Below are 15,139 nucleotides of genomic sequence, written 5' to 3'. Positions count from 1 at the left end.
GGCTTTTTTGTAGGGTAAACTTCGCGACTAGCGGATGATCATTTGATCGCGCTCAGGTCCAACAGAAACCATGCTAACGCGCACACCCATTAGGGCTTCAATACGTTCAACATAGTGTTGCGCTGCCACTGGCAGGCTCTCGAAGGTGCGACAACCGGTAATATCTTCGCTCCAGCTTGGCATTTGCTCATACACTGGGCTCAACGCGGCAGTTTGTGGCCAAATTGGGTTCTCAGTGTGCTCACCTTCATAGGCAACACAGATTTTCAGATCTTTCATGCCTGACAGGCAATCAATCTTAGTTAGGGCAATTTCAGTTGCCGCTTGCAGCTCAACACCATTACGGGTGGCAACAGCATCGAAGTAACCCATGTCACGTGGACGGCCTGTGGTTGCACCAAATTCATTGGCGTTTTCACGGAAGGCGTCTTGCTCTTCCATAGCTGTCACTAAAGTGCCAGTACCCACAGATGAGCTAAAGGCTTTCGCCACAGCAATCACGCGCTCAGGGCGCAGCGCAGGTAAACCGCTGCCGATACCTGCGTAAGCCGCAGTCACGTTTGATGAAGTAGTATAAGGATATTCGCCGTAGACTAAGTCGCGGCCAGCACCTAATTGCGCTTCAAACAGTAAGCTTGCATCTTGTTTTTGTAATGCTTTTAATGGCTCAGTCACATTGCAAATAAATGGACGCCATGGCGCAGTCACTTCTAATAACCATGCAGTCATTTCAGCGGCAGTTTGATTAAAATCACAGCTTGGATAAAGTGCCTTTAATTGTGGCATTTTCCAGTCGAGCATAAATTGAATACGTTCTTGCAGCACTTCAGGTTGGTTTAACCAACCGACTAAAATGCCTTTTTTCATCACGCGATCACCATAGGCAGGTGCAATTCCTTGACGGGTTGAACCATAGGCTAAATCGCCAAGACGTTGTTCTTCTAAGGTATCTTCTAATGCATGTAAAGGTAAGCACAGGGTCGCACGGTCAGAAATGCATAATTTGACTTCAACACCTGTTGCTTGTACTTCAGCAATTTCAACGCTGAGCTTTTCTGGGCTGATCACCATGCCAGGGCCCAATACTGCAATGCAGTTAGGGTTGAAAATGCCACTCGGTAATTGGTGTAATTTAAAGGTGCCATAGTCGTTGACTACGGTATGTCCGGCGTTGTTACCGCCTTGAAAGCGAATACTGGCAGCGGCATCCGCGGCTAAATAATCTACGATGCGGCCTTTGCCTTCATCACCCCAATTTGCACCCACAACCACGATCGACGGCATAACAACATCTCCTCATTGATTAAGACGCTATGCTAGACCCGTCATTTGAATAAGAGAAATTAATTATGGTTATCATCTCAATAAGGATTTCATATATCATTGGCTATAATTAACGCGAATACACAGTAAAAGGGGGTTTTATGCTCGATATCCATTGGTTAAAGACCTTTGTGACTTTGGCTGAACATAAGCATTTTGGCAAAGCGGCCACGGCGCTGCACATGACACAGCCCAATGTTAGCTTGCATATTAAGCAGTTAGAGCAAAGCACTCGAGTCAAGCTGATTGACCGCAATCCTTTTCGATTAACGCAAGCGGGATTTCGCCTGTTAGAGAGCAGTCAGAAGACGTTAATGGAGCTGCAAATTTGTCAGGCGGACCTCAATGCGATTAATGACCTTAGCCAAGGCACCTTGACCATTGCCGCCAGCGACATTATTTCGCGGTTATTGTTGATCCAGCCGTTTCAGCTTTTTAAGGCGGAGTTTCCGGGGATCGATTTCTCGCTGCTCAATACCACATCATCCCAAGCTTCTGAACTGGTGAAAAATGCTGAGGCCGATTTAGGGTTTGTGATCGCGCAAAAGGAGAGTCAGCCGCTGCATTTTACTGAGTTACAACAGATAAAATGGTGTGCAATAGGGGACAATTTACAGCAATGGCAGCAGGCAAACCTCTCTGTGGATACGCCCTTGGCTGAGCAACCGACGTTGATTTTACTGGGCCATGATACGCGAACCCGTGAATTGCTCGATCCCGCACTGCCGTCGCTGAATTTGCCGAATTACAGGATTATGGAGGTGGGCAGTGTGGACGCGCAAATCGATTGGGCCGAGGCGGGGTTTGGGGTAGCGATCGTGCCGGAGTTTTCGGTTTATACTAAGGCTAATTTGACTACTAAAGTCACCCCTTTACCGCAATTCCCCACAACCAGTTTGGGTTATATTGTGCGCCAGAATCAGATCCTGTCTAAGGCCATCAAGCAGCTATTATATTGGGTGAATCAAGAGATCATTCGCTCGCAGCGATAGGGGATTAGTCAGCGACTAAGAGTAATTTTTCGTATTGGCCTGTGGCTTTTAGCAGTGATAAGCCCGCGTCGAGTTGGGTCGCTAAGGTCTGCGCCTGTGGGTTTTCCTTCGAGAATGCCAAAAAAATATCGCTGCTGTGGTTAGCAAATACTGGAATGACATCATCATCCACGCCCATTTTTTTTAGGTTCTCCTTGGCGACTAAGTCAAACATCAATGCGGCATCTATGCGGCCAATCAACAATAAATTGATTAGCTGCTGCTGATTAGCGACGGTGACGATATTGAGCTGTTGCTGTTTGACTAACTTGGGAAAATCATCGCCATACTCATAGCTTTTAATCACCCCAATAACCGTGCCTTTAGGTAGCGCCCATTTATTATCAGCCAAAATAGGCTTCTGTTTCTTTTGATAAAAAGATGCGGTGGCGATAAATAATGGGGTTTTACCGAAGATGAAGCGCTGTTCGGTGCTGTTCTCGCGAGTGACGTTAAATACCCCGTCTACGGCGCCTTTTTCCGCCATCATTAAGGCGCGAGAATAGGGCACGACTAAGCTATTTACTTCAATATGCGATTGTTTAAAGGCGGCTTGGATTAAACGATGGGAAATGCCTTGGCCAAATTGATTGGCAAAGGGCGGCCAACTGTCTTCTGCGGCTAAGGTTATCGCCTGAGGCTGCGATTCTGCGGGCACGGCATTGCTTTCTTGGGCGAATGCCATGTTGTAAGTCATGGATGCGAGTAATAAAACGATGCTAAGTATCAATGCTGATGGCAAATTTAATGCCTGCTGCATCCTGAGCTTCACTCTGTTCCCTACACGCATTTTGCTGCCATCTCCCTGCTTAATATATGGCTTTTATAGCATAAAGAATTATATCTAGACTAATGATTTGAATATTAATTATTGATAGCGAGTACTTTTGTGATGTTTATAGGATATTTCAACAACCTCAGTTCACTGTGTGCGGATCGTTTACTGTGTTTACCATATTTAAGTGGGATTTTGCGCTGGGCAACGAATGAACAGGCTTAGCATTTTTGCTAAGTAGAAGAAATTGAAATGGATAGGTTTCAAAACTGCCATCAAACGAACCGCTAAAGTGCTTAGTGAGGTTCGTTTGATGGTGTGTTGTGTTGATGTTAGCTGGGCTATTTGACCTTAGTGGCTTGCATCGTAAACCAAGTCTTATAGGGCTGATACTTGTCATAGCACCAATGGAATAGGGTGCTGTAGAAGAAGAAAAAGATCAAAAAAACCGCTTCTAAGCCCATGTCTGCCAACCAGCCTATCTGTAAAAACCAAGCGATGGTCGGTATGCTAATGAAAATAAGTCCCCCTTCAAATCCAAAGGTATGCAGTATTCGGGTTTTTAAAGTGCGTTGCTCTCGATTTGCCCCAATTACCCTGTCGAATCCTAGGTTGTAGAAGTAGTTCCACACCACGGTATAAAGACTCAAAGCGATACCGACTATGACAAGCTCACTGGTTCCCTTGCCTGATATGAGGGCAGAAACGGGAATAATAATCGCGAGTGCAATCGCTTCAAAGAGTAAGGCGTTAAAGATACGTTCTGTCGTTTTCATGGCTATTTCCCATTCATTCAATGTGACTATGGCCATATTTTATCTAGTATAGGGATAAGTAATAATTAGATAGTATCGGTAAAAGCGATATGTTTAGTCTCGAACAACTCGAAGCCTTTATGGAAACCGTAGAATCTGGTTCATTTTCGAATGCCGCAAGGCAACTTAAGAAAGCACAATCCGTGGTTAGTCAGCATGTGATGAATCTTGAAATTGACTGTGGAGTTGAGTTATTTGACCGTTCGGGTCGTTACCCAGTATTAACGGCCGTAGGCAGTAAATTACTGCCCTACGCAAGAGCGACGATTCTTCAACATAGAAGGCTCAAACATACCGCCTTATCGCTTTTTGGTAGTCAATCTTCAGAAGTGTGCCTTGCGATGGATGAAGGCATTCCGATACAGAGAATATCTGAAATCATTCAGTTGTTAGAAAGTGATTTCCCTAATATCGAACTTGAGTTTCTCAGTGCCTCAAGCATAGATATTATCGACATGGTACATTCGGGAAGAGCATCTACAGGACTGATTTTTAGCGAATTATCTATGCCAAGTAGTATAGATTTTGAGAGTATTGGTGTGATTGAATTCGATCTGTATGTGGCGAGTTCGCATCCCTTAGCGAAATCAGTTGCACCGAACATGGACTCATTGCGACTGTATCGACAATTATGCATCCGCTCACGTAATACTAAAACCAGTAGTTTTCAGCAGGCGTTCAGTCCTGATGTTTGGTATGCCGATAACTATTATGTGTTATTGGAGCTCGCATTACAGGGCCATGGTTGGTGTCTGTTGCCAGAGCATATGGCATCCAGCTCAGTTTCATCGGGTAACTTAACTCGGGTCCCCATAGAATTTGAGCAGATAGGCTGGTATGCAAACGTCGATGTGATCCAGCATCAAGATAAAAGCAGCCTGCCATTATTGAAACGACTCAGGCAACTGTTTAGAGAGCTCTTGGTTGGACAGAAGTAAATGGTTGGACAGAAATAAAGCAAAGCATGAATAAACCCCCAGTTAAGTGAGGACTCAACTGGGGTTTATTGTTTGTGCGCATTAGGATTTGTGCATTAGGATTTATGGATCAGGACTCATCATTGCGCGGAAAGTTAGCGAGCACTAGCTCGGCGACTTTGCGTAATTCATTCGGGCAAATCCCACTGGTCGCTTGTACGGCCATGCCTTGCAAAACTGTGCCGACATAACGGGCAAGCAGTAACGGCTCGGCATCTGCGGGCAAATCCCCTTCATCTTTGGCGCGTTGCAATCTTTCGCACAGAGCGATTTCACCGTCGCGGCGACGATTAATCAAGGTATCTTTAATCGCTTGCCCTGCTTCACTGCAGGTTAATGCCCCTTGAACAATCAAACATCCCTGCGGATGGCTTTTATCCACCAAAGAGCTCGCGGCCCCGAGCAGCATTGACTCAACCACTAGATAGGCGGTTTTCTGCTCCAGCGCGGGATAGAAAAACGCACAGGGGCGTTGTTCATATAATTCTATCGCTTTGAGAAATAACTGTTCTTTATTGCCGAAGGCGGCATAAAGGCTTGGCTTATTAATGCCCATAGCTTGGGTTAAATCGGTTAACGATGTACCTTCAAAACCTTTGCGCCAGAAGACTTCTAAGGCTTTGGCTAATGCATCGTCAGTGTCGAAGGCACGTGGGCGACCTACACAGGGCGTCTGGGTGACGGTTGACATCATTAGGCTCCTCAATTCTCAATTGCCCCTAGGATAGACATGGGTTTAGTCCGTGTCCAGCCACACTTGCTGACTGATGACAGACTAAGGGGATTTGTCTACTTAGTCATCCAAGGTGTCACCTAAGTTCAGCATTCAATCCGTGTCAGTCAGCGTTCGCCTCAATATTCATAAAAATGCTTTGAAGATCAAACTTGTGGCTTTCCGCCTAAGGGCGCATTGCAAAGTAAAGGTCAGTGCGCGCTTTTAATTTAATACCAGTCGGTACATAAATTTGTTGACAGAGTCATTTTACGCTATATATTACCGTCCAGTACAGAATATTTTTTACCAGTCGGTATTTAAATGTGTGTGGTTCGAACAGCGTGACATGCTCGCCACTTTGAGGATAGTAATATGAAGAGCAATAAACCCTTACGAATAATGATGTTAACGGCAGTGGCCGCTTTCGTTCTGTCAGCTTGTGGTGAGCAAACAGCGCAGCAGGGGCCAGCACCAAGTGCGCCTATGGTGGATGTCGCCCAAGTATTGCATGAGCGAGTGACCGAATGGGACGAGTTTACCGGCCGTTTACAGGCGCCAGAAAGTGTCACCCTTATCCCGCGTGTATCTGGATATATCGACTCAGTGAATTTTAAAGAAGGCGCCTTAGTGAAAAAAGGCGACGTGTTATTCCGCATCGACCCGAGCGTATTTGAAGTGGAAGTGGCCCGGTTAAAAGCAGATCTTGCTAGCGCTATCTCTGCTGAGCAACTGGCCACAAATGACTTCGAACGAGCCCATAAATTGTTTGACCAAAAAGCGGTGTCTGCCGAGTTACTCGATACCCGTGAGTCAAACAAACGTCAAACCGCGGCTGCAGTGGCTTCGGTGAAAGCGGCCCTGATGCGCGCCGAGCTTGATTTAGCTTATACCCAAGTGCAAGCGCCGATTGATGGTCGCGTGTCCTACGCGAATGTCACCGCGGGCAATTATGTCACTGCAGGGCAGAGTGTGCTGACCAGTCTAGTCTCTACCGCCAGCATGTATGCGTATTTTGATGTGGATGAGCAAACCTATCTTAAATACGTGAAATTAACGGCCGAGAAGAAACGTAATGATCCCCGCGCTGGCGACAACCCTGTGTACATGGCCTTAGCCAATGAGCGTGATTATCAACATATCGGCATGGTCGACTTTGTGGATAATGCGATGGATAAACAGACCGGTACCATTCGCGTGAGAGCCTCTTTTGACAATGAAGACAATAGCTTATTGCCTGGCTTGTTTGCTCGTCTTCGCACCGCAGGTAGTGGCGCTTATGAAGGTATCTTGATTGACGATAAAGCCGTTGGCACAGATCTGAATAATAAGTTTGTGTTAGTGGTGGGCGCCGATGGTTTAGTTGAATATCGCGGCGTGACCTTAGGCGAAAAAGTCCAAGGACTGCGCATCGTGACCCAAGGTTTGATGGCCGAAGATAAGATCGTCGTCAACGGTATGCAGCGCGTGCGTCCTAAGATGCAAATTGATCCGCACATGGTTGAAATGGTCGACAGCGACAAGCTCGAAGCATTACGCCAAGCCCAGTTAATCCTAGATAAAAACCAAGATACTTTGACGGCGCAAGCGGTCGAAACGGCTAGCCGCGGTTAAGGAATAGAACACCATGTTATCGCAGTTTTTTATTAAAAGACCGATATTTGCAGCCGTACTCTCACTGCTGTTTTTTATCACAGGGGCGATTGCTGTTTGGCAACTGCCGATCACTGAATACCCTGAAGTTGTGCCGCCCACAGTCGTGGTGACCGCTAACTACCCAGGCGCTAACCCTAAAGTGATTGCCGAAACCGTGGCTTCGCCGCTGGAGCAGGAAATCAACGGCGTCGAAGACATGTTGTACATGTCATCGCAAGCGACGTCCGATGGACGCATGACCTTGACCATCACCTTTGCCATTGGCACGGATGTGGACAGGGCGCAAACCCAAGTGCAGAGCCGAGTCGATCGCGCTATGCCGCGTCTGCCACAGGAAGTGCAACGCTTAGGCATAGTCACCGAAAAGTCATCGCCGGACCTCACCATGGTGGTGCATTTGCTGTCACCGGATAACCGTTATGACATGTTGTATTTGTCTAACTATGCGGCGCTGAACGTTAAAGATGAGCTCGCACGGATTAAAGGTGTGGGCGCGGTACGCTTGTTTGGCGCTGGGGAATACAGCCTGCGTATTTGGCTCGACCCGAATAAAGTCTCGGCGCTGGGTTTATCACCTGCGGACATTATTGCTGCCGTGCGTGAGCAAAACCAACAGGCGGCAGCGGGCAGTTTAGGTGCTCAGCCAAGTGGTAGTGCTGACTTCCAACTCTTAATTAACGTGAAAGGCCGTTTAACTGAACTGTCTGAATTTGAAGATATCATCATCAAAGTCGGTCAAAACGGTGAAGTGAATCGTTTGAAGGATGTAGCTCGTATCGAGCTGGGTGCGACAAGCTATGCGCTGCGCTCACTGCTGGATAACAAAGATGCCGTGGCGATTCCTGTGTTCCAAGCATCGGGTTCAAATGCGATTCAGATTTCCGATGATGTGCGCGCCAAAATGGCTGAATTGTCTAAAGGATTCCCCGAAGGATTAACGTACGAAATCGTTTACGACCCAACCGTGTTCGTGCGCGGCTCGATTGAGGCGGTGATGAAAACCTTGCTTGAAGCCGTGTTGCTGGTGGTGTTAGTGGTAGTGCTGTTCTTGCAAACGTGGCGCGCCTCAATTATTCCGCTGGTGGCTGTGCCTGTATCGTTAGTTGGTACCTTTGCCTTTATGCATTTGCTCGGCTTCTCGCTTAACGCACTGTCGCTGTTTGGACTCGTGCTCGCCATCGGGATTGTGGTGGACGATGCAATTGTGGTGGTCGAAAACGTCGAGCGTAATATTGCCGCTGGTTTAAGCCCAGTTGCGGCAACGCAAAAGGCGATGAAAGAAGTGACCGGCCCGATTGTGGCAACCACCTTGGTGCTGGCGGCGGTGTTTATTCCTACGGCGTTTATGAGTGGTTTAACCGGGCAGTTTTATAAACAGTTTGCCTTGACAATCACTATTTCGACCTTTATTTCGGCGATTAACTCACTCACTTTGAGTCCAGCATTATCCGCGTTATTGCTCAAGAGTCATGATGCGCCGAAGGATGGTTTAACCCGTCTAATGGACAAGTTGCTGGGTGGTTGGTTGTTCATGCCTTTTAACCGCTTATTTAGCCGTGCATCCGATGGCTATGGTTGGTTAGTGCGTAAAGTGATCCGTTTTGGCGGCATTATCGGCCTAGTGTATTTAGGCATGGTAGCGCTAACGGGCGTGCAATTTGCTCATACACCAACGGGTTATGTACCGGGTCAAGATAAACAGTATTTAGTGGCGTTTGCTCAGTTGCCCGATGCGGCTTCCCTTGAACGTACCGATACCGTGATCAAAAAGATGTCTGAGATTGCCCTTAATCACCCTGGTGTGGCGCACTCGATTGCCTTCCCAGGCCTTAGTATCAACGGTTTTACTAATAGTCCTAACTCAGGCGTTGTGTTTGTCGCGCTTGATGATTTTGAATTGCGTAAGAGTCCAGAGCTGTCGGCGAATGCCATTGCTGGACAATTGAATAAAGAGTTTGCTGGTATTCAAGACGCATTTATTGCCATCTTCCCGCCGCCACCTGTGCAAGGCCTCGGCACTATAGGAGGGTTCCGTCTGCAAATTCAAGACAGAGCCAACCTTGGTTATGAGGCCTTGTATCAGGTGACCCAACAAGTGATGTACAAGGCGTGGGCCGATCCTCAGTTAGCCGGAATTTTCTCTAGCTATCAGGTGAATGTGCCACAACTTGAACTGGATATTGATCGAACTAAAGCGAAACAGCAGGCAGTGTCGCTCGATCAAATCTTCCAGACATTACAAACCTATATGGGCTCGACCTATGTCAACGATTTCAATCGTTTCGGTAGAACCTATCAGGTGAATATGCAAGCCGATGAGGCGTTCCGTCAAAGCCCGCAGCAGATAAGTCAGCTGAAGGTACCGAATCTGAATGGTGATATGATCCCGTTAGGGTCGTTTATCAACGTCAGCCAAAGCTCAGGCCCAGACAGAGTGATGCACTATAACGGCTTTACGACCGCTGAAATCAACGGTGGCCCAGCAGCAGGTGTGAGTACCGGCCAAGCGCAGGCAGCGATTGAAAAAATCCTCGCCGAAACGTTGCCAAACGGTATGACCTACGAATGGACTGAGTTAACTTATCAGCAAATCTTAGCGGGCAATACGGGCTTGTTAGTCTTCCCGCTGGTGATCTTGCTGGTGTTCATGGTGCTCGCAGCCCAGTACGAGAGCTTAAGCTTGCCATTGGCGATTATCTTAATCATTCCAATGACCTTGCTCTCAGCCCTCAGTGGAGTATTAATTTACGGTGGCGACAACAATATCTTCACCCAAATTGGCCTGATAGTGCTGGTGGGACTCGCGACTAAGAATGCTATCTTGATTGTCGAGTTCGCCAAGGAGAAACAAGATCACGGTATGGCACCTATGGATGCGATATTAGAGGCAGCAAGATTACGTTTACGTCCTATCTTGATGACATCTATCGCCTTTATTATGGGAGTAGTGCCTATGGTATTCTCCACTGGCGCTGGCGCCGAGATGCGTCAAGCCATGGGCGTGGCAGTATTCGCCGGTATGATTGGGGTGACTGTGTTTGGTCTTATCCTAACGCCATTGTTCTACTACGCACTGGCAAAGCGAGGCAGTAAAAAAGTCGAAGAGCATAAAGAGCTAACCGTCAGTTAAGCTTGTTTCTCGCGATGGATAAATGCGTAAAAAAAGGCCTACATCAAGTAGGCCTTTTTTGTTTGTTCGCGGCGAAAATCATTAGCGTTGACTATAGTTTAATCAGAGTAAAAGGACGATTGGACAATTGTAATGGACACTTTTCAACCTCATGAACTAAAAGTGAAAATTGATGTAAGACATGCTTTATTAGCCGTAGCTAAAGCATTAGATTTTGTGGGCGTTGATGACTTACACCATGGGCACAGGGTCGCGTATATGGCCTATAAATGTGCCTCGGTGTTAAATTGGCCCGATGATAAGAAGCAGTTTGCCTATTTTGCTGGGCTAATTCATGACTGTGGTGTGTCCTCATCGGAGGAACATTTACGCCTACTCAAGCTGATGCAGCCAGAGGGTGCCAACTCCCATTGCGAACGTGGCTATCAAGCTTTAGTAAAGTGTCCACTATTGGATAAGTTTGCAGCCTCAGTGCGCTATCATCATACCCCATGGATAGAGAGTCAGAGCCTAGTGTTGTCAGCGTTTGAGCGAGATATTGCTGCACTGATTTTTCTGGCAGACCGTACAGACTTTTTACGCGCTCGATATACTCAAGGTTATCATGAGGAACTCATCACTTTGCATGAGAGCTTAGTGGCTGAAAATTTAAGGGTGCACAGTGGCAGTTTATTTGAACCGAATATGGTTGAGGCTATGTGCCAACTGGTTAATAAAGATGGTTTTTGGTACAGCATGGACGTCAATAGCATAGAGCAGATGGCCGTTGATTTTGAGATAAACCATTTTTATGACAAAGAATTAGATCTCGACGGCGTTATTCAACTGGCAAGATTTCTCGCAAAAATAGTCGATGCCAAAAGTCCTTTTACTTTCCATCATTCCGATAAAGTGGCCTTGCTCGCAAAACTGGTTGCCCTCGATTGTGGCGTGCCAGCTCTCGATGCCGAGTTGTTATATGTCGCCGGTTTATTACACGATGTCGGCAAACTTAAAACCCCCGATGCGTTATTACACAAAGAAGGCAAGTTAACGAAAGAAGAATATTCCATCGTAAAACGCCACACAGTCGATACCGAAAACACCCTGAAATGTTTTTTCCCAAAATCAGTGATTGGTGAATGGGCTTCAAACCATCATGAACGTCTCGATGGTTCAGGTTATCCCTTTAGCAAGCAGCAGGAAGAGTTAGATTTACCATCACGAGTTTTGGCTATCGTCGATGTATTCCAAGCACTCACGCAGAAACGGCCTTATCGGGGCTCATTGAAACTGACAGAAGTCTTTGAAATTATGACTCCTATGGTTGAGCAAGGTAAGTTGGACTCGTATGTCTATGGTGTGTTGCAAGCTGATGCCGATAGTTTTTATCAGTTATCTACCCAAGAATATAATGAAACGGAAGTGCCAGCGTTGAGTCAGCATGGTTCGATTTAAACGCTTGTGGTTATCCGTGCTTTAAATGTGTGCATGATGTTGTTTATCCATTATTTGTGGTCACTTTCGTGCGTAATGGCAGTTGGACGATTAGAATGATTACTGTTTTGGCGCTCTTCTATAGGTTCCAATGGAATATTCGATATATTAGTGATGTACAATGCTACACGAATAAAAATAGTTTGTTTTACGCCGTACTCAGCTAAGGTACTTGTTGACCTTGCATCACTATGCCCGAGGTAACTGATGATCTTAAATCGCGCTTTATTTGCTCTAGTTCTGAGTGTTTCTGCCTCTCTGACGCCTCAAGTCATGGCCGCTGAGCTCAATATTAAGCTGGTGGATTTACAGCAGCAGGCGATTGCCGATACTGTCGTGGAGTTGATCCCAGCAGTGATGCCCGATAAGGCTATGCCTGTTGGACATTATGAAATGTCACAAAAAAATCGAACCTTTATCCCTTTTGTGTTGGCGGTCCCTAAGGGCGCCAAGGTGGATTTTCCTAACCTAGATCGCACTCGTCACCATGTGTATTCCTTTTCCGAGGCGAAACCTTTCGAACTTAAACTGTATGTGGGTCAAGCCGAAGCGCCGATCCTGTTCGATAAACCCGGCTTAGTTGCACTTGGCTGCAATATTCACGATTATATGCAGGCATTTATCTATGTGGCGGATAGCCCAATTGTCGCGGTGACGGACGAAAAAGGTGAGATCCAGTTTAAGGATCTTGCGGCCGGTCAATACAAAGTCAAACTCTGGCATCCATGGCAGAAGGCGGCCTCCGAGCCGACTGAGCTAGTGTTAACCACTGGCGCGAATCAACTCAGTTTGTCCTTAGACATTGAGCGCCAAGCTAAACCGTCAGCCCCGCCGTCGGGATTTGGCCACTACGATGCTCAAGGCAAGCCATTACATGCTAAATAGTTTTCGCGCACGGCTGATTTTAGTTTTCTTTATTGTGCTGACTCTAGTGCAGTTTGCCACGGCATTTTCTGTATTGACGGCGACCGAAAGGGACAACTTTTTACAGCAACAAAAAAGCCTCGATATTGGTGCCAATGTGTTTCTCGAAGTCCTTTCGAATCGCGGTATTCAGCTCAGCCAAAGTTTGTCTGTGCTCAGTGCCGATTTTGGTTTTAAGCGCGCAATTGCCACCGGCGAGCAAGAAACCATTGAGTCTGTGTTATCTAATCACGGCTCTCGTATCGGCGCCGACGCTGCAGTATTGTTGTCTCCAAAAGGAGAGCTCTTGACCTCGAGTCTACCCGGACTCACTCAGGATGACATTCAATCCTTATTCGATATGACCACCAGCAATAACAATGCTTTAGCTATCCTCAATTTTGATCATGCCAGCTATCAGTTTGTGTTGCAGCCCGTGAAGGCGCCGACCTTGATTGCTTGGGTCGGAATGGGGTTCCTATTGGATGAGAAAGTCGCCCAACAAGCTAAAGCCATTACCGGTATCGATGTCAGCTTTGTCAATCAAGCCACGGGTCGCACCGAAATCGCGTCAACCTTATCCGACGATGAAAAACGCAGTGTGGTAGAGCAGGCGAGCCTATTTCCCAGCCTACTGAAAATGCCCAGTGAGAACATTCCCGTGGACTATCTGTCCATGGCGATCAAACTCTATGATCATAACGGCAGCCAATTAGCCCTACTGCATCAGTCAAACCTCAAGTGGCAGCAAAGTTATCAGCATCTACGCAATAATATGTTGCTGATTTTTGCCTTGACCTTAGCGCTGGCGATTGTGATTGCGATTTGGTTGTCGGGCAGTTTGACTGAGCCCGTGCATCAATTGGTAACCTATGCCCGTAAAATTGGTCAAGGTAAGCAGCCTGGCAGTATTCAAGGTGCGCCAGCAGAACTGCGGGTGTTGGCCAAAAGTTTGTCCTTGATGCGCGACGATATTGAGGCGCGGGAAAAGGATTTAGTCTATCAATCCCGCCACGACAGTTTGACGGGATTGCTCAATCGTTTTGCGGCAAAACAGCATTTAGCGGATCTTAAACATGAGCTAGCCGGCGCTATGGTATTGCTGGATATTAAACATTTTCGCCATATCAACGACATTATCGGTTTTGCCAACGCAGATACCTTGTTGGTGCTTTTTGCCCGCCGTTTAGAGCAATTAGCCCCCACACCGGATTTACTCGCGCGATTAGATGGCGACTCTTTTTTACTCCTATATAGCCAAGGTATTCGTCCCGAGCACTTGTTGAAATCATTGGATATGTTGGAGTCGCCATTTCCAATCCAAGGCTCAAATATCTCTCTTACCGTGCGGGCGGGATTACTGGAAATCGATGGCAATGGTGCCGATATCGATGTGTTAGTGCGCCGCGCCGAAATTGCCCTCAATCAAGCCTGTCTCGAGGAGCAACGCATCGTCAGTTATCGTCAGGGTGCCGATGAGAAATACCAGCGTGAGCTGACTATTATCCGCGATTTACCCATAGGTTTGGCGCAAAACCAACTCTATCTCGTGTTTCAACCTAAGGTGGATTTACACTTAAATCAGTGTACCGGCGCCGAGGCACTGATCCGCTGGCAGCATCCAACCTTAGGGTTTATTCCGCCCGATGAGTTTATCCAACTCGCTGAAAACTCAGGTAACATTGATATCGTCAGCCAATGGGTGTTGCAGCAGGCGATTCAACAATTAGTCGCATGGCAGCAGCGGGGTATGGCGCTGAAACTGGCCATTAACCTGTCGGCCCATGATTTAGTCGATACCCGCTTGCCGAATCAAATTGCCAGTTTATTAAAAGACAATAATCTGCCAAGTGGCGCACTCTGCATTGAAGTCACCGAAGGCGCTGTGATGAAAGATGCGCAGACTGTGGTGAGTGTGTTGCAGCGATTCCGTGACATGGGTGTATCCGTCGCCATCGATGACTTTGGCACAGGGCATTCATCCTTAGCTTATTTGAAAATTTTGCCCGTCAATGAAGTAAAGATTGATCGTAGCTTTATCAAAGACATGCTCACGAATAGTCAAGATGTGATGATAGTGAATACGAGCATTCAGTTGATCCACGGCCTAGGTTTTACCGTTGTGGCCGAAGGGGTTGAGGAACCAGAAGGCGTTGAAATCCTGCGTAACCTCAATTGCGACATCATCCAAGGCTACGTGTTTTCAAAACCCTTAAAAGCGGCTGAATTTGATCTGTGGTTCGAAGCATTTAACCATGCAAATCCCTCAGACACATAAGTTAATTTGCCCAAGAAAGCGCACAAAAGGCGTTAAAATTAGACGTCTTCGATAGAATAAAGC

The 15,139-nt window shown here is 46.9% G+C and carries 11 protein-coding genes; 7 read left to right on the top strand and 4 right to left on the bottom strand.

The window, feature by feature from the left end:
* Positions 1 to 27: 27 nt before the first annotated feature.
* Positions 28 to 1,284, bottom strand: a complete 1,257-nt coding sequence (locus Q4Q46_RS19325) for an adenylosuccinate synthase (RefSeq protein ID WP_106651270.1) — start codon at positions 1,282 to 1,284, stop codon at positions 28 to 30.
* Positions 1,285 to 1,424: 140 nt separating this feature from the next.
* On the opposite strand from Q4Q46_RS19325, the gene Q4Q46_RS19320 reads away from it, so the two are divergent.
* A complete protein-coding gene (locus tag Q4Q46_RS19320) occupies positions 1,425 to 2,315 on the top strand; it encodes a LysR family transcriptional regulator (protein WP_006082669.1) in 891 nt (296 codons plus the stop codon).
* 4 nt (positions 2,316 to 2,319) lie between these two features.
* Here Q4Q46_RS19320 and Q4Q46_RS19315 read toward each other — a convergent pair whose 3' ends face one another.
* Positions 2,320 to 3,144, bottom strand: coding sequence for a substrate-binding periplasmic protein (locus Q4Q46_RS19315; RefSeq protein WP_115334103.1), 825 nt, complete (start codon positions 3,142 to 3,144; stop codon positions 2,320 to 2,322).
* Between the two features lie 326 nt (positions 3,145 to 3,470).
* A complete protein-coding gene (locus Q4Q46_RS19310; RefSeq protein WP_311906802.1) occupies positions 3,471 to 3,905 on the bottom strand; it encodes a PACE efflux transporter in 435 nt (144 codons plus the stop codon).
* Positions 3,906 to 3,994: 89 nt separating this feature from the next.
* Here Q4Q46_RS19310 and Q4Q46_RS19305 point away from each other — a divergent pair, with 89 nt between their 5' ends.
* Positions 3,995 to 4,882 carry a LysR family transcriptional regulator gene (locus tag Q4Q46_RS19305; protein WP_311906801.1) on the top strand — a complete coding sequence of 296 codons (888 nt, stop codon included), beginning with the start codon at positions 3,995 to 3,997 and terminating at the stop codon, positions 4,880 to 4,882.
* A 109-nt stretch (positions 4,883 to 4,991) separates the two neighbouring features.
* On the opposite strand, the gene Q4Q46_RS19300 is transcribed toward Q4Q46_RS19305, so the two are convergent.
* On the bottom strand, positions 4,992 to 5,615 hold the full coding sequence (locus tag Q4Q46_RS19300; protein ID WP_011847480.1) for a TetR/AcrR family transcriptional regulator: 624 nt from the start codon (positions 5,613 to 5,615) through the stop codon (positions 4,992 to 4,994).
* A 393-nt stretch (positions 5,616 to 6,008) separates the two neighbouring features.
* Here Q4Q46_RS19300 and Q4Q46_RS19295 point away from each other — a divergent pair, with 393 nt between their 5' ends.
* The 5 genes from Q4Q46_RS19295 to Q4Q46_RS19275 all read left to right on the top strand — a co-directional run bounded on the left by Q4Q46_RS19295 (position 6,009) and on the right by Q4Q46_RS19275 (position 15,076).
* A complete protein-coding gene (locus tag Q4Q46_RS19295) occupies positions 6,009 to 7,247 on the top strand; it encodes an efflux RND transporter periplasmic adaptor subunit (protein WP_012587069.1) in 1,239 nt (412 codons plus the stop codon).
* A 13-nt stretch (positions 7,248 to 7,260) separates the two neighbouring features.
* The gene (locus Q4Q46_RS19290; protein ID WP_259503715.1) at positions 7,261 to 10,419 is read left to right on the top strand and encodes an efflux RND transporter permease subunit; all 3,159 of its coding nucleotides are present in this window, start codon (positions 7,261 to 7,263) and stop codon (positions 10,417 to 10,419) included.
* 132 nt (positions 10,420 to 10,551) lie between these two features.
* Positions 10,552 to 11,856 (top strand): HD-GYP domain-containing protein, encoded by a 1,305-nt coding sequence (locus Q4Q46_RS19285; RefSeq protein ID WP_259213302.1) that lies wholly within the window; start codon positions 10,552 to 10,554, stop codon positions 11,854 to 11,856.
* 246 nt (positions 11,857 to 12,102) lie between these two features.
* Positions 12,103 to 12,780 carry a methylamine utilization protein gene (locus Q4Q46_RS19280; RefSeq protein WP_259213299.1) on the top strand — a complete coding sequence of 226 codons (678 nt, stop codon included), beginning with the start codon at positions 12,103 to 12,105 and terminating at the stop codon, positions 12,778 to 12,780.
* Positions 12,770 to 15,076 (top strand): bifunctional diguanylate cyclase/phosphodiesterase, encoded by a 2,307-nt coding sequence (locus tag Q4Q46_RS19275; protein ID WP_311906799.1) that lies wholly within the window; start codon positions 12,770 to 12,772, stop codon positions 15,074 to 15,076. Before Q4Q46_RS19280 ends, Q4Q46_RS19275 begins: the two co-directional genes overlap by 11 nt.
* The last annotated feature ends 63 nt before the right edge of the window (positions 15,077 to 15,139 follow it).

Origin of the sequence: Shewanella vaxholmensis, assembly GCF_031932135.1 — a bacterium.
In the GTDB taxonomy this organism is placed as follows: domain Bacteria; phylum Pseudomonadota; class Gammaproteobacteria; order Enterobacterales; family Shewanellaceae; genus Shewanella; species Shewanella hafniensis.
This window is presented reverse-complemented; position numbering and strand designations above follow the sequence as displayed.